Source organism: Paenibacillus sp. FSL K6-2862, assembly GCF_038005125.1.
GTDB classification, from domain to species: domain Bacteria; phylum Bacillota; class Bacilli; order Paenibacillales; family Paenibacillaceae; genus Paenibacillus; species Paenibacillus illinoisensis_A.
Genome location: NZ_JBBOSN010000001.1, coordinates 4,857,859 through 4,881,194, shown reverse-complemented (window position 1 = coordinate 4,881,194; position 23,336 = coordinate 4,857,859). Strand labels below are relative to the sequence as shown.

General features: G+C 47.2%; 19 protein-coding genes and 1 other annotated feature (1 of these 20 running past the window's edge). Of the genes, 16 read left to right on the top strand and 3 right to left on the bottom strand.

Annotation, left to right across the window (positions count from 1 at the left end):
* Positions 1–204 (top strand) — a binding site (T-box leader) (it extends 62 nt beyond the left edge of the window).
* Between the two features lie 71 nt (positions 205–275).
* Positions 276–2,720: a leucine--tRNA ligase gene (gene leuS / locus MHB82_RS22055; RefSeq protein WP_341175817.1), complete on the top strand. Its 2,445-nt coding sequence runs from the start codon at positions 276–278 to the stop codon at positions 2,718–2,720.
* Here the strand turns inward: leuS and comER are convergent.
* Entirely contained in the window at positions 2,701–3,546 is an 846-nt protein-coding gene (comER, locus tag MHB82_RS22050; RefSeq protein WP_095359528.1) for a late competence protein ComER, read from the bottom strand. The two genes, leuS and comER, sit on opposite strands and share 20 nt — an antisense overlap.
* 186 nt (positions 3,547–3,732) lie before the next feature.
* Here comER and MHB82_RS22045 point away from each other — a divergent pair, with 186 nt between their 5' ends.
* The 4 genes from MHB82_RS22045 (at position 3,733) to MHB82_RS22030 (ending at position 10,072) form a co-directional block, all read left to right on the top strand.
* Positions 3,733–4,323, top strand: a complete 591-nt coding sequence (locus tag MHB82_RS22045) for a ComEA family DNA-binding protein (RefSeq protein ID WP_341175816.1) — start codon at positions 3,733–3,735, stop codon at positions 4,321–4,323.
* A gap of 106 nt (positions 4,324–4,429) precedes the next feature.
* The gene (locus MHB82_RS22040) at positions 4,430–4,951 is read left to right on the top strand and encodes a deoxycytidylate deaminase (protein ID WP_095289821.1); all 522 of its coding nucleotides are present in this window, start codon (positions 4,430–4,432) and stop codon (positions 4,949–4,951) included.
* 161 nt (positions 4,952–5,112) lie between these two features.
* Positions 5,113–7,929: a ComEC/Rec2 family competence protein gene (locus MHB82_RS22035; protein WP_341175815.1), complete on the top strand. Its 2,817-nt coding sequence runs from the start codon at positions 5,113–5,115 to the stop codon at positions 7,927–7,929.
* 112 nt (positions 7,930–8,041) lie between these two features.
* The gene (locus MHB82_RS22030; protein ID WP_341175814.1) at positions 8,042–10,072 is read left to right on the top strand and encodes a copper amine oxidase N-terminal domain-containing protein; all 2,031 of its coding nucleotides are present in this window, start codon (positions 8,042–8,044) and stop codon (positions 10,070–10,072) included.
* A 72-nt stretch (positions 10,073–10,144) separates the two neighbouring features.
* Here MHB82_RS22030 and MHB82_RS22025 read toward each other — a convergent pair whose 3' ends face one another.
* Positions 10,145–10,447 (bottom strand): hypothetical protein, encoded by a 303-nt coding sequence (locus MHB82_RS22025; RefSeq protein ID WP_095359525.1) that lies wholly within the window; start codon positions 10,445–10,447, stop codon positions 10,145–10,147.
* 438 nt (positions 10,448–10,885) lie between these two features.
* Here MHB82_RS22025 and MHB82_RS22020 point away from each other — a divergent pair, with 438 nt between their 5' ends.
* From MHB82_RS22020 to holA, 3 genes are all read left to right on the top strand, one after another.
* A complete protein-coding gene (locus tag MHB82_RS22020; protein WP_095289827.1) occupies positions 10,886–11,434 on the top strand; it encodes an RNA polymerase sigma factor in 549 nt (182 codons plus the stop codon).
* Positions 11,431–12,702 (top strand): anti-sigma factor family protein, encoded by a 1,272-nt coding sequence (locus tag MHB82_RS22015; protein ID WP_341175813.1) that lies wholly within the window; start codon positions 11,431–11,433, stop codon positions 12,700–12,702. Before MHB82_RS22020 ends, MHB82_RS22015 begins: the two co-directional genes overlap by 4 nt.
* Before the next feature lie 259 nt (positions 12,703–12,961).
* Positions 12,962–13,978 carry a DNA polymerase III subunit delta gene (holA, locus tag MHB82_RS22010; RefSeq protein WP_341175812.1) on the top strand — a complete coding sequence of 339 codons (1,017 nt, stop codon included), beginning with the start codon at positions 12,962–12,964 and terminating at the stop codon, positions 13,976–13,978.
* Positions 13,979–14,152: 174 nt separating this feature from the next.
* Here holA and rpsT read toward each other — a convergent pair whose 3' ends face one another.
* On the bottom strand, positions 14,153–14,425 hold the full coding sequence (gene rpsT / locus MHB82_RS22005) for a 30S ribosomal protein S20 (RefSeq protein ID WP_024628504.1): 273 nt from the start codon (positions 14,423–14,425) through the stop codon (positions 14,153–14,155).
* 174 nt (positions 14,426–14,599) lie between these two features.
* Here rpsT and gpr point away from each other — a divergent pair, with 174 nt between their 5' ends.
* The 8 genes from gpr (at position 14,600) to grpE (ending at position 23,217) form a co-directional block, all read left to right on the top strand.
* The gene (gene gpr / locus MHB82_RS22000; protein WP_341175811.1) at positions 14,600–15,601 is read left to right on the top strand and encodes a GPR endopeptidase; all 1,002 of its coding nucleotides are present in this window, start codon (positions 14,600–14,602) and stop codon (positions 15,599–15,601) included.
* Positions 15,602–15,742: 141 nt separating this feature from the next.
* Positions 15,743–17,032 (top strand): stage II sporulation protein P, encoded by a 1,290-nt coding sequence (locus MHB82_RS21995; RefSeq protein ID WP_341175810.1) that lies wholly within the window; start codon positions 15,743–15,745, stop codon positions 17,030–17,032.
* Between the two features lie 5 nt (positions 17,033–17,037).
* Positions 17,038–17,430: a hypothetical protein gene (locus tag MHB82_RS21990; RefSeq protein ID WP_341175809.1), complete on the top strand. Its 393-nt coding sequence runs from the start codon at positions 17,038–17,040 to the stop codon at positions 17,428–17,430.
* 145 nt (positions 17,431–17,575) lie between these two features.
* Positions 17,576–19,390, top strand: coding sequence for a translation elongation factor 4 (gene lepA, locus MHB82_RS21985; protein WP_095359520.1), 1,815 nt, complete (start codon positions 17,576–17,578; stop codon positions 19,388–19,390).
* Between the two features lie 123 nt (positions 19,391–19,513).
* Positions 19,514–20,698, top strand: a complete 1,185-nt coding sequence (gene hemW, locus MHB82_RS21980; protein WP_095289838.1) for a radical SAM family heme chaperone HemW — start codon at positions 19,514–19,516, stop codon at positions 20,696–20,698.
* 117 nt (positions 20,699–20,815) lie between these two features.
* Positions 20,816–21,286, top strand: a complete 471-nt coding sequence (locus MHB82_RS21975; RefSeq protein ID WP_095359518.1) for an N-acetyltransferase — start codon at positions 20,816–20,818, stop codon at positions 21,284–21,286.
* A gap of 254 nt (positions 21,287–21,540) precedes the next feature.
* On the top strand, positions 21,541–22,572 hold the full coding sequence (gene hrcA / locus MHB82_RS21970; RefSeq protein WP_095289841.1) for a heat-inducible transcriptional repressor HrcA: 1,032 nt from the start codon (positions 21,541–21,543) through the stop codon (positions 22,570–22,572).
* A 66-nt stretch (positions 22,573–22,638) separates the two neighbouring features.
* A complete protein-coding gene (gene grpE, locus MHB82_RS21965; protein ID WP_095289843.1) occupies positions 22,639–23,217 on the top strand; it encodes a nucleotide exchange factor GrpE in 579 nt (192 codons plus the stop codon).
* The last annotated feature ends 119 nt before the right edge of the window (positions 23,218–23,336 follow it).

Sequence of the window (23,336 nt, the reverse complement as noted above, 5' to 3'; positions counted from 1 at the left end):
CAAGCCGATTGACAGTATTTCACGAACTCGCCTTGGAGAAATGCGGTGATTACACCATCCTGTGCTTGAATGTCTGGCATTTCGTTCAGGAATGGAAATCCGCATCGGTTAACCGCCGTTACAGGTCCAAAGGGAGTGGATGACGAAGCACGTTCGTCCGCTAACTAGGGTGGTACCACGGGAATTCAACCTCTCGTCCCTAGCGCTGCAAACGCTATGGATGCTGAGGTTTTTTTGTTGCAATAAAAGTGAATGACCAAGAGGAGGAACAATAGATGAGTGAGAATCACCAGCCGAAGCACGGCTATCAGCCGCAGGTTATGGAGAAAAGTTGGCAGCAGTACTGGGATGAGAACAAAACGTTTAAAACAGGTGAGGACCCAGGTAAACCGAAGTTTTATGCACTCGACATGTTCCCCTATCCATCCGGTTCAGGTCTGCACGTAGGTCACCCGGAAGGGTATACGGCAACGGACATCGTTTCCCGTTTCAAACGTATGCGTGGTTATAATGTGCTGCATCCGATGGGCTGGGATGCTTTCGGTTTGCCTGCTGAGCAGCACGCTCTGGACACGGGCGAGCACCCGCGGGAAATAACATTCCGCAACATCGACAATTTCCGTCGTCAAATCAAGTCTCTTGGTTTCTCGTACGACTGGGATCGTGAGATCAGCACAACAGACCCTGAATACTATAAATGGACACAATGGATCTTCATCCAGCTGTACAAAAAAGGTCTGGCATATGTAGATGAAGTGCCGGTTAACTGGTGTGAAGCGCTGGGTACGGTACTGGCTAACGAAGAGGTTATCGACGGCAAAAGTGAGCGCGGTGGTCATCCGGTTGTGCGCAAACCGATGCGTCAATGGGTACTGAAAATCACGGAATATGCTGAGCGCTTGTTGGAAGATCTGGAAGAGCTGGATTGGTCCGAGAGCATCAAGGATATGCAGCGCAACTGGATTGGGAAATCCACAGGTGCAGAGGTAGTATTTGCCATTGAGGGCAGTGAAGAAGTTATTAAAGTGTTTACAACACGGGCGGATACCTTGTTCGGTGCAAGCTTTGCCGTTCTTGCTCCTGAGCATGAATTGGTCGATGCAATTACGACAGCGGAACAGCGTGAAGCCATTAAGGCTTATCAGGAGCAGGCTTCTCGCAAGAGTGATCTGGAACGTACGGATCTGGCCAAAGAAAAAACCGGCGTATTCACTGGTGCCTATGCGATCAATCCGGTTAATGGTGCAAAACTGCCTATCTGGATTGCGGATTATGTGCTCGCAGGATACGGTACAGGAGCGGTTATGGCGGTTCCAGGTCATGATGGTCGCGACTGGGAATTTGCGAAACAGTTCGGTCTGGACATCATTGAAGTTATCCAGGGTGGGGACGTAACACAAGAGGCATATGCCGGCGACGGACCACATGTGAACTCCGACTTCCTGAACGGACTGAATAACGAAGAAGCGATTGCGAAAATGATCGCATGGTTGGAAGAGAGTGGTAAAGGGCAAGGGAAAACAACGTATCGCCTGCGCGATTGGTTGTTCAGTCGCCAGCGTTACTGGGGTGAGCCGATTCCAATTCTGCACTTGGAAGATGGCACAATGAAAACTGTACCGGAAGATCAACTTCCTTTGCTGCTGCCGGATATCGACCAGATCAAACCTTCAGGTACGGGGGAATCGCCACTGGCGAACGTAACGGATTGGGTTAATACGGTGGACCCAGAAACGGGAATGAAAGCACGCCGCGAGACCAATACGATGCCACAATGGGCGGGAAGCTGCTGGTACTATCTGCGCTTTATCGATCCACACAACGACAAAGAGCTGATCTCCAAAGAGAAACAGCAGCAGTGGTTGCCGGTTGACCTGTACATTGGGGGAGCCGAGCATGCCGTGCTTCACCTGCTGTATGCTCGTTTCTGGCACAAAGTGTTGTATGATCTGGGCGTGGTGAATACCAAGGAGCCATTCCACAAATTGGTGAACCAGGGTATGATTCTGGGAACCAATAACGAGAAAATGAGTAAATCCCGTGGTAATGTCATTAATCCGGATGAAATTGTGAATGAATTCGGAGCCGATACATTGCGTCTCTATGAGATGTTTATGGGACCTCTGGAAGCTACAAAACCGTGGAACGCTAACGGGGTAGAGGGCATGTACCGCTTCCTGTCACGCGTATGGCGTCTCTTCATCAACGAGGACACTGGAGCAATCAACGATAAGATTACTGTGGATGGCGGAACGGAAGAATTCAAACGTACAGCTCACAAAACGATCAAAAAGGTTACGGATGATCTGGAACATCTGCGTTTCAACACAGCGATCAGCCAGTTGATGATCTTCATCAATGATGCTTACAAAGCCGATACATTGCCACGTGAAGCGATGGAAAACTTTGTACAGCTCTTGTCCCCGCTGGCACCGCACATGGCGGAAGAATTGTGGAGCCGTCTTGGACACGAAGGAGGAATCTCCTACGTAGCTTGGCCGGAGTATGATGAATCCATGACAGTAGATGCTGAAGTGGAGATTGTTGTACAGGTCAACGGCAAAATCGTGACTCGTACAACGATTGCCAAAGATCTCGATGCACAAGGCATGCAAGACTTTACAATGGAACTGGCGCCTGTCAAACAGGCTCTGGAAGGCAAGACCATTCGCAAGGTCATTGCCGTTCCAGGCAAACTTGTTAATATTGTTGCCGGTTAATTTCACCGGCTCTAAATACTTCATCCAGCTTCAACAAGTCTTCTTCGTACTTGTCGTGGGTTGTATGGATAAGGCTGTCAAATACACCGTCCAGGCTGTTTTTCATTAAAGCAAGTGCCTGGGCGGTAATGCCACCGGGAACGGCAACGCGAGCCTGGAGCTCTTGGGGTGTATATCCTCCTTCCGTCAGCAGCTTGCCTGTTCCGAGGAGCATTTCACCTGCAAGAGCGCAGGCGTCTGCGCGTTTGATCCCTGTTAGTTTGACGGCACTCTCGATCCATTGTTCCAGGAAGAAGGATATGAATGCAGGTCCGCAGCTGGAAAAGTCGGATGTGATCCGCGTGCAGGCTTCATCGACTTGGTAAGGTCTGCTGAAGTGACTGAGAAGTCCCTCCAGAACGGATCGGTCTTCAGGGGTCATGCGTTCGCCATGAATGCACAGGGATGCTCCGCTGCCGACCTGGTGTGTAACGCTGGGGATGATCTTGGAGACTTTGCAAGGAAGTGAAGATTCCAGATGGCGCAGCTGCACGGGACTCGTAATCGAGACGATGATGTGATTGGAATTTACAACAGGCAGAATGTCGTCAATAACATGCTTGAATTCGAGTGGTTTCACGCATAAAAATATGATGTTGCTTCGGATGACAGTTTCCCGATTGCTCTGTGATTCATGCAGTCCGGGATAACGGAGGGATAACTGACGCACTTTGGAAGGGGTCCGATTACTTGCGGCGATCTGCCGGGGCTCGAGTGCTCCGGATTGAATCAAGGCATAGATCAGCAGGCTTCCCATGCTGCCGGTTCCGATAAATCCAACCTTCATTGTTTCAGGCCTCCTTTCATGCTTTACGGTACTGGCGCAGTTCGTTCCTTCTAGTCTATGCACCAGGACTTGTATGACATGACATGAAATAAGAAAAGCTTTGATTTCACCAGCAACATTCAACGGTTCGGAAGCACCGCCCGTGTTCAGAATATTTATTTTGAAGACAGGGAGAGGTGTGGAAGCGTGAAATGGAAACAGGGAGTAGCCATTGCTGCTGCGGTGATAGGAAGTATATTAATATTATGGTCGGGCAAAAGTGAACAGCCGCCTTCTGGCTGGGAACCCATGCAGCTCGGCACCGAGACGCCGACGAAAGAGCAGGATCCCTCTGCTGTGCAGTCGGCTGTTTTGGGTCAAGGCGAAGCAAAGGTTACTGCGGATGATAACGCCAAGAAGGCTGCTGATGGCGCTGATTCGAAGGAGACTGAACAGGCAAAACCTGTCGTTGAAGAGGCCGGTTCAAATCGCACGTCAAACGAACCGGAGGTTGCTTCGTCAACGGCAGCGGCAGCGGCACCTGCTGCGGAAGCTGGACAAGAAAATATCCAAACTGCTCAGCCGGTACAGGATATCGATAATGGTAAAATTGATGTCAATACTGCACCTGCTTCCAAACTTACGGAGCTTCCGGGCATAGGGGAGAAAAAAGCCCAGGCTATCATCGACTATCGAAATGCCCATGGTCCATTTACCAAAGTGAGTGACCTGACAAAGGTCAAGGGAATTGGGATGAAAATGTTGGAGAAAATGGCCCCCTATGTTCAGATCCGATAATGGCTTTAATAAAATGATTACGAGCAGTAAACCAAAGTTTTCTTATGTTAAGTAAATATGCATTGCACAAAGTGTAACTTATTAACGAACGGGAGAGGAAACGAACATGAGTACAGCAGACGTACGCAAAGATTGGGATACTTATTTCATGGACATCGCTTATATGGTCTCAACCCGTTCCCGCTGTTCGCGGCGCCATGTGGGAGCTGTTCTGGTTCAAGGTAAAAAATTGCTTGGAACAGCGTATAACGGTGCACCCATGGGCGTTCCCGACTGTTCCGAAGCCGGATGCATGATTTCCGAAGAGTATGAGCTGGTGGTAACGGATGGTCAGGAGGAAATGATCAAAAAGCAGCGGTGTATACGGACGATACATGCGGAGCAAAATCTGCTTTTGTTCACTGATCGGAATGACCGTGAAGGGTCTTCCGTGTACGTGACGGATGAACCTTGCTGGACGTGCTCCAATATGCTGGCGAACAGCGGCATCACGGAGATTGTTTTTCACCGCCCGTATCCGAAGGATACAGGCAAAGTGACACGCATGATGGCTCAGAAGGGTATAACGTTTCGCAGGTTGGAGAATTATCAACCGCCGCGTGAAACCATGATGACGATTAGTGATTGAAGATGATCTAATGCGAATGAATATTCGAAAACACAGGCAGGATCTCTTTTGAAAAAAGGATATTGCTCAGTGCATTGATGGGGAAGAACCCCCGGTTAGCTGGTTCAGCTGCCGGGGGTTCTTTGCGTTCATTTATTTAAGGCGGAGGGAGGAATAAGCTAGTGAAGGGTAGACCTTTGGTAGTGTTCACCGTCTGTTGGTTATGCGGCAGCGGGCTGGCATGTGCGTTGACAGGATGGACACTCTTTTGGGGGATGCTAGGTGCTATTGCCTGCTTGCCATTCCTGCTTGGGTGGATTGGGTTGCGCGGGTGGTCCGCGTTTTTATTAATTGCGTCGCTAATAGGTGGTGCTGTGCACTGGGAGTGGAACGAGGCTCGGAATGTTAGCATTTTGCCCGAGGTTACTCATTTGGCAGTTGAGGAGTTGGACGGGTACGCTGCAACGCTTCATGCAACATTGGATTCAGACGTTCGGATTGACGGCGACCGGGCAGACTTTCAGATTCTGCTTGCTTCCATTGAACCGCTAGGAGAGGGCCAATCCAGGACAGATTCAAAGATTCTTCAGCTGCCTGCCAAAAAAGAACGCCTGATGGTGCAGGTGCGATTGGCTGAAGAGGAAGAACAGCAGGCGGCGGCAGAATGGCGACGAGGGGATGCAATCACGTTGACGGGTTCCCTGGCGCTGCCTGGAGAAGCAAGGAATTTCGGCGGTTTTGATTATCGGAATTATCTAAAGACACAGTATATCCATTGGTTGTTCAAAGTGAAGGGAGCCAGTTCGGTAACAGTCACTTCTCCTGAAGGGGTAGGGCAGTTCAATATACTCCGCTGGAATGACCTGGTCAGAAACCAATTGGGTTCTGCTGTAGACAGACTGTTTCCCGAACCACATGCAGGATACATGAAAGGGCTTATTATCGGTATGGCAAGCGACATCGATCCGGATACGTATGGTCAGTTTTCACAACTGGGACTTACCCATATACTGGCTATCTCAGGTACGCATGTTGCGGTGTATGTGGCGTCGCTATTACTTCTGATGTCGTGGCTGAGGTTAACCCGCGAAACATCACTTACCATCGTCTTGTTGTTAATCCCTGCCTATGTTCTGTTATCTGGAGGTTCACCTTCCGTAATTCGTGCAGGGATTATGTCCATGATTGGTTTGTATATGGCGCGGCGAGGGCTGGCCAGGGACGGACTGCAGATGATCAGCGCAGCAGCCTTGATGATGATGTGGTGGAATCCCTATTTCTTGCTCAGCGTGAGCTTTCAGCTGTCTTTTCTCGTGACTGCAGGGCTGATGATCTATATGCCTCTTATAAACCGTTTATTTAACGGATGGCCCAAAGCCATTGCAGCGACAGCTTCAGTAACGGTAACGGCACAGCTTATTTCTTTTCCAGTTACTATTTTATATTTCAACCAGTTTTCGCTGCTTTCCTTCGCAGCCAATTTTCTGCTTGTATCTTTAATTAGCGCTGTTGTACTGCCGCTTGGGACGGTTGCACTTCTATTGTCATTCCTATGGATGCCTCTGGCCAAACCTCTTGCCTGGGTTGCAATTCTACTCAACAAACTGACATTTGTGAGCGTGGAATGGATGAACAGCCTGTCGGGTTTTGTACTCATCTGGGCTACACCTTCCCTGTTATGGATTGCGGCATATTATGCGGTTTTATATGTGCTTTTGTACCTTCTTCATCGGGGAAAAGGAGAGATGCAGCATGCCTTGAACGTTGAAGGAGACACGGTACCATTGATTCATGCTTCTCGGGAACGTCGTTTGGTTGAAGCAGTCCAGCCTGGTGTAATCGTTACACCGACGGAAAATCAAGGTAGGAGTGATGAGGTTAGGAGCGATAACTCTGGATCAATGACTACACTCAGTGCAAGCATTGCCTGGCCGGAATATACAAGTGCGTTTACGGCACGAGGTGCAGGCTACTATGGAAGTGAACGGATGAGTTTGCTTCATAAAGGGCTGTGTGGTTTGCTCATTCTGATTCTTGTTGCAGGGTTGGGCTGGGCTTACCGGACTCCACAGCCTCCCGGGACTGGGGTCGTTCAGTTTCTGGATATTGGTCAGGGCGATAGCACACTAATCACTACACCTGGAGGTAAACATATTTTGGTGGATGGCGGTGGTACAGTTCATTTTGGCAATCAGGAATCCTGGAAAATTCGGCGAGATCCCTACGAAGTGGGGGCTAAAGTGGTTGTACCTTTATTGAAAAAACGTGGTATTCACCGACTGGATGCGGTCATTCTGACGCATGCCGATCAGGATCACGCCGGGGGCTTGCAGGCCGTGCTTGAACAGATTCCGGTTGAGCGCTTCATGTTTAACGGCACAACAAGTGGCAAAGACAACTTCGAAAAGCTGCTGGATACAGCTGTAGAACGACATATCCCTTTATATGCCATTCAACAGGGAATGTCATATTCACCTGATGCAGAGACCACGCTTCATTTCATATCACCGGATCTGGATCATTCACTGAATGAAGGAGGTAGGCTCCCTGTGTCTGAACACCAGAATCATGATTCGGTGGTATTTCTGCTGGATATGGCGGGGGCTTCCCTGTTATTCACAGGAGATATGGATGCGGCAGCAGAACAAAATCTATTATATATGATACAAGACGGATCTCTTGCAGCTTCATTCAAACAAGAGATGGATTCGTTCTCTTTGTTTTCCTCCACCACCCGAGCAGTGGTTGATGTGTTGAAGGTGGCACATCACGGCAGCAAAACTTCGTCGACTGAGGCATGGCTGCAGTATTGGAGCGCCCAATCAGCAGTCATTTCCGCAGGAGCCAACAATACATACGGACATCCCAACCCGGGTGTGCTCGAACGCCTGGAAGCTGTGGGTTCGCAGATTTACCGAACAGATCAGATGGGCGAAATTCAGATGAGAATAAAGGACGGCAAGATTGACGTACGTCAAAAATTGATTGTGGATGAATGATGAATTTTTGCCCAGTGCAGGATAATGGTTATTTCTACCGAATAATGATTAGTCCCAGTTTTATTGGGCACCAGCGATACCGAGATACATAATAAAAAGGGGATAAGAAGCAATGGGATACGAAGCAATAGGCTACGAAGAAACAACACGAAAGAACGACGGAGTAAATCAGCATATCAGAGCCAAGTGGCTCAGAATAACATTGATGTTGTGTATTGGAGTTATCTTTTCCAGCTTGCTGCCCGGTCAGTCTCCTGTGGCAGCAGCATCCACAAAAAGCAGCTCGATCATTTCCGTGCTGGATCGTAACCACTATCTACTCGACAATGGTACAGTGTGGTCCAAGGGCTTGACCAGTGGAGTCTGGACGCAAAATCGAAACCTGGTTGGCATCTCTAAAGGTGATTCTCATTCCCTATATGGCTGGACTACCGATGGGCTAGTCTATCGTTGGGATATGGACAACCCGCAGAAGCCTGAGATAAATCAATACAATGGCGTAGAAAAGGTGTATGGAAATGGTTTGATACTTCTACGGGATGGAACACTCCACGACGATGGAAAGCAGATTAAAGGGTTGGAATCCATTATCGACGTCGGTCCTTATCCAGTGGATCGTAATTATTCATACGGGGCATTATCATCGTCGGGAGACGTTTATTATGCTGACTATCGTAACATTGTTCGCAAAGTAGGGAATGTAGCGGATGGAAAAGCCGTTGTCACGAATAGTGCATATGCAGCTGTTCTGAAGAGCGACGGATCCGTGGTTATTGTTAACATGATGTATGAAGAGGAGCAGGTACAGGTCGCAAGTGACGTTCAATTCGTAACCTGGCAAGGAAGTACACATAAGCTACTAACGGTGAAGAAAGATGGCACGGTATGGAGCTACGATCGTACGGCTAAATATAAGTCTGAACAATTGCCGGGGCTAATGAATGTCGATCAGCTTATATATTCGTATGAGCAGGATGAATTATATGCACGATTACAGGATGGCTCTTGGGTTGTCTATAATGAAGGGAAAATGGTACCACTCCAAGTACCTTCATTAACTAAAGTAACATTAACAGCATCGGCAAAAGAAACTGGTATTGGAGATGAAGTTGAACTTTCGGTTCAGCAGACATATAGCAACGGTTTTAAAACCAAACGTCAGCCGCTGCCTGCGGAAATAACGTTGGAACATCCTCAAGTTGCTAAAATACAGAGTGACGGCAAACTTAAGGTTACAGGGATTGGAACGACCAAAGTAACAGTCACAATAGAAGACCTGACTTCAAGCGTTCAGTTGGATGTTGGAGTACAGCAAAAACTGACGGGAGCTACGCTATTAAATGGTACCATATATTTGCCAGTTCAGTCGGTATTTAAGACGTTAGGTGCCAAAGTCGATGTGAAAGGCTCGTCTTTTGTGATTCAATTTGGAGATGACAAGATCACTCTGCAAAAGGGAAGTGCAACTGCACAATTTAACAATAAAGATCTCAAGTTAAAAGGGAAAGTGCAAACTATTGGAGGACAGACGGTATTTCCAGCAAGCCTCTTGAGTCAGACTGCAGGGATTAAAGTTCGATGGGATGGGGAGCTAAAACAGGCAGAGGTTCTGGTCGGTAAGTCATCCATTCTTATTGAATCGAAGGATACACCAGCTCTTATCAAGAAAAAAGAACTGGGAAGTCTTAGTCGATTGATCGGAAAATCGTATTGGATTAATAGTAATACCGAGTTGGGGCAACGTTTCAGCAAAGTAACAATAACGGATATCAAGGTGGATAAGTATGATTCCGGTGATAAGAGCTACTCTGTAGTATTTCGTAACGCAAAAGGTAAAACGGTTGTTGCTTATGCCGGAGGCACTGCCAGCCAGGTCACGGAAATGCTGTCGGATGCGGATCAATTCTTCCCTTATGACCCTTACCAAAAATACAAATGGTCGCAGTCCACATGGAAGAAGATTATTGCTGGTGAAGTTGCTCTCGGTATGACGACAACACAAGCGGGTTTAGCTTGGGGAGACCCCACGAGCATTACCCAAGAAATGGGTTCAAAGGGAAAAATAGAAGTGTGGGTCTATGCCGGGCCGAATTTATTGCGTGCCTTGAGTTTTATCAATGGAAAACTGATTAGTATTTATTAATGCAAAAAGCCCGTTTCGGCTAGACTCCTGGTTGGAGTATAGCCGAAACGGGCCATTTAATAATGAAAAGAGTTATTCAACGCCGTCCTTAAAATGTTTGTTCCAATGTTTGTCACCTTTGTGCAAAAGGTCTTCCACGGTTTTTTCCAGCGTGAGCAGAAGTTGCTCTCTGACATCAAGTACAGTTTCTCTGTACAGACGTTCTTCCGATCCGACGATTTTATCGCCGTATAACGCCTGTGCAGCGGTATATTTACGGTGTTCCTCAACCAAAGTATCAATGGATTGCATTGCATGTTCTACAAAATGAGAAATGCTTTGATATTCCTTCGGCATTTGTTCTTTTAATAATTGAATCTTCGCAAGAGCTGGCATGCTCATCACCTCGTATTATGAATGTAAATTTACAATACACTATTTTCATGAAAATTGCATTAAAAAGAGCTTAAATTTGGACAAATTTCGACTTTTTTTATTTTTGAAAACTTTCACGCGCTTATCTATAATGTATGCCATTGCAATTGAATTGAGTCGTGTAAGTATTGGAATGGCTGGTTGAAGCGGCGTGGTGACTCAGTATGCAATTTCTGTTATTCTAAGATAAGTTTCAGCGGCCCTTCATACATAAGCCGTTATTTTGTTGTGGTAATATTCACATCTCGTACCGTATTCTAGAATTATGCTGAGCTTAGTAAGCGATAACAAGTGTGAATGTTCCATGGTTTTACCTTTTCTGTCTAAAAAAATACTTAACTTTGCAACAATTTTATTGATGAATACGTCTGTAAGGTTGCAGGGAGAGGGGGATCCTTTGTGGTAGAGCCGGAACTCATCAGAGCCGCTCAATCGGGCGATCGCGACGCTCTAATTACCCTATTGCGGGACATAGAACAGCATGTATACCGAACCGCATATTACATCTTAAATAATGAACAGGATGCTTTGGACGCTGCTCAGGAAGCATTGATCCGAATCTATACGAAAATTAATTCCTATGAAGAAAAAGCCCAATTCAAAACATGGGTGCAGCGCATCGTAACGAATATCTGTATTGATAAATTCAGAAGAACCAAGCCCTCGGTCTCCATTGATGAGCATGAGATGGTATTTCAGGATAATCAGGATGTGGAGTTTGAAGTCATGTCCACGTATGTTGCCAAAGATATTCAGGATGCGATCAACAAGCTTCCAGAGCATCATCGAACGGTAATCGTACTCAGATATTTGCAGGATTTATCGTATAACGAAATTGCGGATTGTCTTGATCTTCCGCTGAATACAGTCAAATCATATTTATTCAGAGCCAGACAGCAATTGCAAAATCTACTTCAGGAGTATCAGAAAGGTGGTGTGACAGGATGAAATGCGAAGAGGTGGTGGAATGGATGCACCGGTATCTGGATCATGATCTGGGCGACGCGGAAACTGCGCAGATGCTACAGCACGTGGCCCAATGCCCGGAGTGCGCCGAGAATTTTAGTTTGCTTAGAGCTCTTTCCAGAGAATTGGAAGATTTGCCGCAGGTAACCCCGAAATTCAGTTTGGTTGATGCCATTATGCCTCAATTGGATGCAATTGATGAAGCGCGGAGGGAACAAAGCAGTACAATACAGGAAATGACTCCTGTCCCTGCTGCATTCGAGAATTTACAACGTTCAAGTGAGCGCAAACCGAAGCAGAAATGGCTAAACTCCATGGTCGGCCGGATGTCAATGGGTGCTGCAGCTGCGGCTGTGGTGCTGGGAGTGGCGATTTGGGGCTATGAACCTGAAAAGGTGGAGAATGCCGAATCCATGATGTTGAGTTCGGGCAGCACCCAGGAGACTGGTGCGGTTGATCAAAATCCGCTAAGTCGGGAGCTTGAGAACGACGAATCCTTCTCACCTCAAAATAACAGCGATCCATTAATGGATGATACGGAGAACAAGTCATCCATGACAGAAAAGACGGATCCAATGACTGCTCCGGAAGAAAACGGGCCAGAGCAGTCTCCAGAGCCCGAGGTGAAGGATAACCAAACGTCAAACCAGCCAGGTACAACGTCCGAAACGGATGACAGTACTGAAGCTCGAAATACCACTCCTGATGCTTCCAATAGTCAGAAGAGTCCGGATCAAGGACAGGATACGCAGCCCAAAGATCAGGATTCAAGTATAGCTGCGGTACCCCCTGCGGATGAGAATGAAAATGAATCAACCGAAACAAGTGACGGTAGAGATTCAGAATCATACAACACACAGGGAATCGCGCCTGAGGTAGAAATGAAGGAACCGACTGAAGATAATCAATCCTCCGGTACCGATTCAGGAACTGCTGCGCCGAATGGCAGCAAAGAATTTGTAGCTCCGAATCAGGGGATAACCTCTACCATGACGTCGAAGGAATGGAGTTCACCGGATGGATCTTATGTGGTCATGCTGATCGACAACCAATTAAGTGTGTATTCCAAATCAGCTACGGATTCAGACGTTCTTAATCTGGTGGAACAGCGCAATCTGGAAGGTACATTGAAGACAGCCGGCTGGTCCAGCGACAGTACCTCGTTTAACTACGAGACAGACAAGGATGGAACCACGATAAAGGATTCATTTACTGTACCTTCAGCCTCGTCTGCAACTTCCACCAAATAATTCGGAGAATGTGAGCCTGCTCTCTCGAATCAGCAGAACATTTCAAGCTTGGCAAGAATATACTGAACGTATCAATAACGTCCTATCTCAGTTGTAACAACTGACGTCGTATGACCGGGGCCCAGCCATTTCTAGAATCGCTGATGTCCTCGTTTATATAGATGTAGGACCAGGGGGCCTTCATTCGTTATTAAGGATGAAGGCCCCTTTGTTGTCTGTCCAGTTTTCTGGTAGGATAGTAGGGATAGGGGGCACCGTGATGGATGTGAAAAGTGCAACAAAGGCGATACGCAATGGGGAGACGGCGCCGATATATGTGCTGTACGGAACGGAGAAATACCAGATACAGCAATTTACGGATATGTTAAAAGAACAGGTCATCGAGGAAGAGCATCGGGATTTTGCGATTATTCCGTATGATCTGTCCGAAACACCTGTAGAGGTGGTTATTGAGGAAGCGGAGACGGTTCCCTTTTTGGTTCCGCGGAAATTAATTATTGTAAGGGATGCAAGCTTGTTTACGGCAGGTAAAGAGTCCAAAATTGATCACCAGGTGGATCGTCTGCTTACCTATATGGATAATCCGGCTGATTATAGTACCATTGTTTTCCTCGCACAGGGAGACAAACTGGATGAGCGTAAGAAGTTGGTGAAGGCAGTCAAGAAACAGGCAGTTGTTCTGGCTTTCGCTCCACTGAGCGGAGAAGAACTACTGAATTGGATCGTGAAGCTTGCAAAGCAGCGGGATGTGTCCTTTGAAGCGGGGGCTGCTGATACACTTGTGAGTTATGCAGGGACAGGTTTGCAGACTCTGTCTGCTGAAGTAGACAAGCTGTGTCTGTACGCGGGTAACGGAGGAACCATCCGCCGTGCCGACATTGAGTCATTGGTAGCGCGCAGTACGGAGCAGAACGTATTTGCCTTGGTGGAGGAACTAGCCAACTTGCGTCTGGAGAAAGCGCTGGGACTGTTCTATGAACTGCTGAAACAGCGTGAAGAGCCCATTAAAATTGCAGCCCTGATCGCTCGTCAGTTCCGAATCATGATACAAGTGAAAGAGCTTGGGCAGCAAAGTTATTCGCAGCAGCAAATTGCCAGCCAGCTTGGTTTGCATCCGTATGCCGTTAAAATTGCCGGAGAGCAGGCTCGCAAGTTTCAACCGGAACGGCTCAGAAACATTCTGAGTCATCTTAGCGAGCTGGATTACCAGATGAAGACAGGTGCAGTCGATAAGGTGCTTGGTTTGGAGTTATTCTTGCTTAGACTTGGAGCATAATGACTGCATCGTAAGATCGAATTGATTCGCAATAAAAGAAACCCGTTTCCGGTCGTCAAATAGATCACCGGATACGGGTTCTTTATTCGAATACTTATTAGACCAGATACTAAAAAATCCTGAAAGCACGGTGCTGTTCAGGATTTTTCCATTGGATCGTATAAGTAACGCTTCTTACGCTTGTGCGGAAAGAGCGTTCAGTTTTTTCGCCAAGCGAGACTTTTTGCGTGCTGCAGCATTTTTATGAACCAGACCTTTAGTTACAGCCTTGTCCAGCTTTTTGGAAGCAGCTTGAATCGCAGCTTTTGCAGTATCAACTTCGTTGCTTACCAGAGCAGCATCAGCAGCTTTAACAGCTGTACGGAGTGCGGATTTCTGGGAAGCGTTGAGTGCGCGGCGCTTGTCGCTCGTTTTTACGCGTTTAACAGCGGATTTGATGTTTGGCATTACATTCACCTCCTGTAAGGCATTCGCATGAATACAAACGTTTCACAACTTAAAATATTCTAGCACGCTAGCATGTAAAATGCAACAAATATTCCTATAGTGTTCTCGGCATTGCATAAAGAACCCCTTTTCCCCACACAATATGCTCAAATGCGGTAAGGGAGGCAGGAACAGATGACGCTTGATTTACAGAACTATACCGTTCGTACTGACTTGGCAATCGACTCGAAGGAGATGGCTCAGGGTTCAAAGAAACAAACGATTCCCGGCCTGCGGGAAGACGTAGAAGAAAAAGACGGCATTACCATCACACGGATTGATGTGCTGAACGATGCTGCCGCAAAGACCATCGGACGTGTCAAAGGGCATTACGTCACACTGGAAGTTCCGTCACTACGTAACGGGGACACCGAACTTCAGGAACGCGTGGCAGCGGAGTTCACACGGGAGATGGAGGATTTTCTGACCAAGGCTGGGGTTAACAAAACATCCAAAGTACTTATTGTGGGTCTCGGCAATTTGCATGTAACTCCTGATTCGCTTGGTCCATTGGTGGTCGAGAACTTGATGGTAACCCGTCAGTACTTTGAATTGGTACCGGATCAGGTGGCTCCAGGATATCGTGAAGTTAGTGCCATTGCCCCTGGTGTGCTTGGTACTACAGGAATTGAGTCGAGCGACATTGTGCAGGGGATTGTGGATCGGACCAAACCGGATGCCATAATTGCCATTGATGCACTGGCCTCTCGTTCACTTGAACGTGTCAACACCACCATTCAAGTGGCCGATATCGGGATTCATCCTGGTTCAGGTATCGGGAACAAACGGCGCGGACTTACCAAAGAGATTATGGGTGTGCCCTGTATTGCTATTGGTGTACCAACCGTGTGCTATGCTTCTACTATAGTAAATAATGTCATTGAAATGATGAGTGCGCACTTCCGTCAAGAGACGGATCAAACGAAGCAAATTATGGGCATGCTGGACGATATCGGTGAGCAGGATCGTTTAAGTTTGGTAAAAGAGGTGTTGGAGCCACTCGGACACGATTTGATTGTTACCCCAAAGGAAATTGATGAATTCATCGAGGGAATTGCCAACGTTATTGCGACAGGCCTGAATGCTGCCCTGCATGACGCGGTGAATCCGGAAAACGTTGCAGCGTATACTCATTAAACAGTAAACCACCACAGGCAGGAAGTCCGAATCTATCGGACTTTCTTTTTTTTGTCTTTCTTCTATTTTCTGTTCTATCAATTCTTGCAGGCTCATAGAGTTGAAGTATAAGAGTTGTCCAGCAGGGAAGGAGACAGAAGAATGAACAAAATATTGGCCTGGAATATTGGAAAGTGGAAAAAAAGATGTCTGCACGTGCTGGCCATGGGCCGTACGTTGTTGCTGCTTATGATTATATCCGCTCTGTTTTTTGTTGTACTCGGTCTGGGGGGCATGGCAGAGAAAAGGTTGAACAACTCGCCGGTTTCTTCCATGAAAGGTTTCGCGAGTGCTGTATCCAGCCGCTTTTTTGTGGATATGCTCGGCATGGAGATGCCCCACCTGACCCAGAAGGAGCAGACTTCCGCATTCTCCGGCGAAAACTTGACTACATTTGTATTTCAACTTCTTACGAATGTTAATCCACAGGACCCTAAAAGCTTGATTGCAAGAGAGATGCCAGGCATGGGCAGTAATCAACCGGTATTGCTCCGGCCAGGTTCAGGAAACGAGAAGGCCGAAGCACCTGAAGACTATCAACCAGGGCCAGGGCTGACGGATACGGCATCTGCTGGAGGAGGCAAAACAGGTGGCGAACTGCATATTCCACCAGGTCAGGATGACCCGGACAATTCCGAAACGGACGAGCCTGAAGGCGGAGAAGTAAAAGAGGATCCGCCGCCAAAGAACGGTGGTCCGGAAGGTGAAGCTACAACGGGTAAAAAAGCCGTGCTGATCTATCATTCCCATCCGCGTGAAGGATACAATCCACTGCTTGGCACCAAGAGTGATAACCCTTCCTCCGGAAAAGCAACAGGTAACGTTTTTCAGGTAGGGACGTACCTTTCTGACAGTTTGCAAAAGCTTGGCGTTGGAGTGGAGCATGCAAAGGACGATTACCCGACAAAAGTGAAGGATTACAACTGGAACTATTCCTATAAATATTCACGTCAGACGGTAAAGGCAGCCCTTGCTGAAAATGATGATTTAACCTATCTCATTGATATTCACCGGGATTCCCAGCGTCACAACAAAACAACGACAACCATTGATGGTAAGGGATATGCCAAAGTATATTTCATCATCGGGCATGAGAATCCGAACTGGCAACAAAATGAAGCTTTCGCTGCAAAAATACACAAGAAACTCGAAGCAAAGTATCCTGGTGTCTCCAGAGGCGTCTGGGGCAAGGATGGCGGCGGAGCAAATAATGGCGAGTATAATCAAACCCTCTCACCCAACAGCATTCTGATTGAAATCGGAGGGATCGACAATACAGGCGCTGAACTCAAGCGAACTTCACAAGTCCTTGCAGACATGATTGCCGAAGTATATTGGGAAGATCAGAACGTGGATAAAGCCAGTACGGGGACCAAGTCACAGGGTAGTTAATGTAGTTGATTATTTCAAAATATAACCTGATTGGAGGGGAGCATGTGTCCAAATTCGGCAAAAAAATGCTTACGGTCATTGTACTCATGTTATTAGGAGTTCTGCTGGGGATGCAGCTGGCAGGAAGTAACTTTCAGGTGGGTAACATTCCAGAGGTGCCAGCCGTAGTCAAAACAGAGCCAGAACCCGCTGTCGAATCGGAGCCTGCTGTTCCCGTACAACAGGAAGAAAAAAAGACGCCGATTGTTCCTGTACAAACGCCGAGTCAAGTGCTTGGGGCGGAACAGAACAAAGCACCCGTGGATGTGCTTGCGGACAAAACGGCGGGACTGCTTCAGAATTTGTCTCATAATGGAATTAAGTGGGTAGTTTCGCTGTTTAGCGGGGTTGCTGAATAAAAAGTCATCAAGTAAAGGTAAAATAAACCCTTGGAGATTACAATTAGGACGATTATTATAAAGTTGAGAGAACGCGGGATTGATGCACCCTGCATCAACTGTTATAATGAAGTGATTGACACTAGGCTGTTTCTGGGGGTAAGGAATGACTGACATTCGGGCAAGACAACGTAAAATTCGTAACTTTTCAATTATTGCACATATAGATCACGGTAAATCAACACTTGCGGACCGGATCTTGGAGTACACAGGTGCGCTCACCACAAGGGAAATGCAGGAGCAGGTACTGGACCAAATGGAGCTTGAACGCGAACGTGGTATTACGATCAAGCTGCAGGCCGTTGCCCTGTCTTATAAAGCGGATGATGGTGAAGAATATCTATTGAATCTAATTGATACGCCTGGACACGTAGACTTCACATATGAAGTATCTCGCAGTCTTGCTGCATGTGAGGGTGCGTTGCTGGTTGTGGATGCGGCTCAAGGAATCGAAGCCCAAACCCTGGCTAATGTGTACCTGGCATTGGATAATGACCTTGAAATCTTACCGGTCATCAACAAAATTGACCTTCCAAGTGCTGATCCGGATCGGGTGAAGCAGGAAGTGGAAGATGTCATTGGTTTGGACACCAGCAATGCAGTTCTGGCTTCCGCCAAAGCCGGCATCGGGATCAAAGAAATCCTGGAGCAGGTGGTACAGAGCGTGCCTGCACCGCAGGGTGATCCTGACCAACCGCTGAAAGCGCTGATTTTCGACTCGCACTATGACCCGTACAAAGGCGTAATTGTATATATCCGTGTCATTGACGGCAAAATCAAGTCGGGTTCCAAAATCAAAATGATGGCAACAGGAAAATCATTTGAAGTTATCGAAGTGGGTGCGTTTAAACCGCGTATGACCATTGTGGACGAGCTGAACGTGGGTGATGTTGGTTTTGTTGTTGCAGGTATCCGGCATGTAGGAGATACCCAAGTCGGGGATACGATAACAGATGCCAAAAATCCAACACTAGAACCTTTGCCGGGTTACCGCAAAATTAATCCAATGGTTTACTGCGGTCTCTACCCGATTGAGACATCTGATTATGTGGATCTGCGTGAAGCGCTTGAGAAATTGCAGTTAAACGATGCATCTCTCAGCTTCGAACCGGAAACCTCAAGTGCACTCGGCTTTGGATTCCGTTGCGGATTCCTGGGACTGCTTCATATGGATGTTATTCAGGAACGGATTGAGCGCGAGTTCAACATACCGCTCATCACCACAGCACCAAGCGTAATCTATCACGTGACATTGACGAATGGTGAAGTCATGCAGATTGATAACCCATCCAATTATCCTGAGGTGGGGAGAATTGATTACGTGGAGGAACCATACGTGAAAGCCTCCATTATCGTACCGAATGATTATGTAGGTACCATTATGGAACTTTGTCAAAACAAACGCGGCGAATATGTGAATATGGAATATCTCGATACAACTCGGGTTACCATTACGTATGAGATCCCATTGTCCGAGATTGTGTATGATTTCTTCGATCAATTGAAATCAAGTACAAAAGGGTACGCGTCCTTCGACTATGAACTGTCCGGTTATCGTCAGTCCAATCTGGCGAAAATGGATATTTTGCTTAATGGTGAGCAGGTCGATGCTCTGTCCTTTATCGTTCACCGTGATCGTGCATACAACCGCGGCCGCATTATCTGTGAGAAGCTGCGTGAGCTGATTCCACGGCAAATGTTCGAGGTGCCGATTCAGGCATCCGTAGGTACAAAAGTCGTTGCACGTGAAACCGTAAAAGCCATGCGTAAAAACGTACTCGCCAAGTGTTACGGCGGTGACATCTCGCGGAAACGGAAACTGCTGGAGAAGCAGAAGGAAGGTAAGAAGCGGATGAAGCAGGTCGGTAACGTTGAGGTGCCGCAGGAAGCGTTCATGGCGGTGCTGAAAATTGATGACTAAACAATTTAATTTGAGGTACATCACAGAGTGTGTGTATGAAAATTGAATTGCAGAATACTAAATAAACCAAGCTGAAAGGGAAGCCGGATGGCTTTCCTTTTTTCAAATAGAGGGGGACTTGCCATGACATTGGCAGCACACAGCCGGAAAACAGGTGCACCCCAAGCGGTGTACCTTCACATTCCCTTTTGTACAAATAAATGCTTCTATTGTGATTTTAACTCTTATGTGCTGAAGGATCAGCCTGTAATGCAGTACCTTGAGGCATTGGAGCGGGAGATGGAACATACCGTCAAAGCCAATCCGCCAGGAGAGATCAAAACCATTTTTGTTGGCGGTGGCACACCAACGGCTCTCAAGCCGGACGAAATGGCAGTGTTCCTGCGGTCGGTTAAAACGTATTTCCCGAATTGGGCGGACGATATTGAATTTTCAATGGAAGCCAACCCGGGGACGACAGATGCCGAGAAGCTTGCTGTGATGAAAGAAGGCGGAGTGAACCGCGTCAGCTTCGGCGTACAGGCTTTTCAAAATGACCTGCTGACAGGCATTGGACGGATTCATAATACGGACGATGTATACCGCAGTCTGGAGAATGCCCGCAAGGCAGGATTGACTAATCTGTCCATCGACCTGATGTTTGGCTTGCCAAATCAAACCGTGGAAATGCTGAATGAGAGTATTGATAAGGCGCTTGAGCTGGGTTTGCCTCACTATTCCATATACAGTTTGAAAGTGGAAGAGAATACGCTGTTCCATACGTTGTATCAAAAAAATCAACTGCCGCTCCCTCATGAGGATGATGAGCTGCAGATGTATCTTCTATTAATGAAGCGAATGAAAGAAGCGGGATATGGCCAATACGAGATCAGTAACTTTGCCAAACCTGGATTCGAGAGTCGGCACAACATTACGTACTGGCGTAATGAGGACTATTATGGTCTTGGAGCCGGTGCGCATGGATACGTGGGCCGTGAGCGTCATATGAATATTAAAGGTATAAATCCCTATGTCGAAGCTTCCCGTGCAGGACTGCCTCGCCTGGACCATTTTGAGATCAGCCGTGCGGAAGCCATGGAAGATTATCTGATGGTTGGACTTCGCATGCTGGAGGGCGCATCTGCTTCGCGGTTCAGTGAACAGTTTGGAGAATCCATGGAAGACGTGTTTGCTAAGCCGCTTGGCAAAATGCTGAATGCCGGACTGCTTGAACGTACGTCAGACGGCTTCCGGCTCAGTGAACAGGGGATTCTGTTCGGAAATGACGTTTTTGCCGAGTTTATCGGGTCGATATCGCTGAATTCGTAGCTTGAAATTCCATACACTCTGTTGTATATTTATTCATATTGATTTTACAGAGCGTGTTATGGATTACAACTACGAAGTCAGCTTTCCTCTGGAAAGCTTGTATAGGAGGAGAGCGGGATGTCGGCGATATGCAGAAAAGCCGTGCCGGAAGATGTTGAACCATTGTTTGAAATGATTAAGGGATATGCTGAACGTGGGATCATGCTTCCGCGATCAAGGGAAGTACTGCATCGGCAGCTGGAACACTTTGTTGTAGCCGAAGTGAACGGTGAGGTGGTGGGCTGCGGCTCGCTGTGCCGTCTCGGTAATGATCTGGTGGAAGTCAGATCGCTTGGCATCTCCGAAGGACACAAAGGTATGGGGATTGGTTCCTTGCTGCTGGACCGTTTGGTGGAGGAAGCTGAAAAGCAGCACATTCCCAAGGTCATGGCGCTGACATACGAAGTTTCCTTTTTCCTCAAAAATGGCTTTGCCGTGGTGAACAAGGAGATATTCCCGGAAAAAGTGTGGACAGACTGTGTTCATTGCAGCAAGCAGGACTGCTGTGATGAAATCGCGGTGCTGAAGGAATTGAATGTATCTGCATAAAATAATGAAGGACCACATGCTTCGGAAGAATGTAAATTTCGTCTGAGCAGGGTCCTTTTCTTTTATCGTAATAAGTGACTGACACTGTTATGACTGGCCAGGAATAGTCTATACTATAAATAGATGGTTGCACTCATCAAACTGACTTGACAATCTTCACGTCAGTTTGGTATTTTTGTATTACCGCTTAGCACTCATCTAACCGGAGTGCTAACGACATGGGACAGTGCAGTCAGAAGGAGGGAATACTCACCATGTTAACAGAGCGTCAACGTATGATTCTGAACGCTATAGTGGATGACTATATCCGTTCAGCTGAGCCCGTAGGGTCCCGCAGCATTTCCAAAAGGGGAGATGTTGGATACAGTCCGGCTACGATCCGTAATGAAATGGCGGATCTCGAAGATATGGGTTTTCTGGAACAGCCGCATACCTCGGCAGGTCGTATCCCTTCGCATAAAGGCTATCGATATTATGTCGATCATTTGGTTCCATGGAATCAGGTGGAGCCGCAAGAGCTGGATGATTTAAAATCATTCTTTGCCGAAAAGTTGAACGTCATGGAGCAAGTGATTCAGCATGCATCAGTAATCTTGTCGCACATGACGAATTATACTTCAATCCTCCTTGGGCCTGAAGTGTTTCACACGTCGCTGCGCCATTTTCAACTGCTTCCGCTAAATGAAAATACGGCCGTGGCTATTATTGTGACCAACACAGGTCAAGTGGAGAACAAGACTGTTCAAATTCCTCCGGAGATCTCGGTAGCCGAGATGGAGAAAGTGGTCAACTTGCTTAACGCCAAACTGGTTGGAGTGCCAATCTACAAGCTGAAATCCCGCCTCTATACCGAGTTGGGGCAAGAGATGGAACGGCATATTTCACGCTACGAGGAAGTTATGCAGGTGCTGAACAGTGCTTTTGACAACGAACATGATAACCGTCTTTTCCTCAGTGGTGCAACGAATATGTTAACCCAACCGGAATTCAAAGATGTCGAAAAGGTAAAAGATATTCTTGACCTGCTGGATGAGACACCAACACTCATGAAATTAATGATGCCTGTACCGGGTGGATCAGGTATTCAGGTGCGTATCGGCACCGAGAATGATCATGAAGCCTTCGCCAACTGCAGTTTGATTACAGCATCCTATTCATTGGATGGAGAAGCTTTGGGATCAATCGGGATACTGGGACCCACACGGATGGATTATGCACGTGTCATTCATATTTTAAATACATTATCTCGTGATTTAACGGCTATGCTAACGCATCGCTTCAAATAGGAACTATGCCGCAAGCCATAAGGATACGGGATTAAACGAATTCATTAGTATAAGGAGGTGAACATCTTGAAAGAGGAGCAATCATTCGCAGCAGAAGAACAGGAACAGCAGGAAACGACAGCGGCCGAGAGCCAGGAACCTGTTAACGAAGCAGGGGCTGCAGAAGCGCAAGCTGAGGAGATGGCAGATCAGGGGCAAGATGAGCTCGCACGTTTGAAGACAGAGGTTGAGGAAACACAGCAGCGCTTTGTCCGTGCTCAAGCTGATTTTGATAACTTCCGTCGCCGTACACAAAAGGAAAAAGAGGAACTGGCGAAGTATGCTTCAATGAAGTTGGTCACCGAACTGGTGCCGGTTATTGATAACTTCGAACGTGCCATGGCTACTGTGCCGGAAGGTACGGAGTCCGAATCCTTCTCCAAAGGCATTCAAATGATCTTCCGCCAGCTGGAAACGGTGCTGAACAATGAAGGTCTGACTGCAATGGACACGGTTGGACAGCCATTTAATCCTGAATTCCACCAAGCAATTATGCAAGTGGAGTCCGACGAGTATGAAGAAGGTACCGTTGTGGAGGAAGTCCAAAAAGGCTATATGCTGAAGGATAAAGTACTTCGTCCTGCCATGGTTAAAGTCAGCTCATAATGTTGGTTGCAGAATTATGGGCTTCGCTCCATGGGTATGTAAGCTGTGACGAGGTTTAATATAAAGGTTTACACACATAGAGCACGATAAGGAAGAACTGCAAATAAGGATCAACCTGA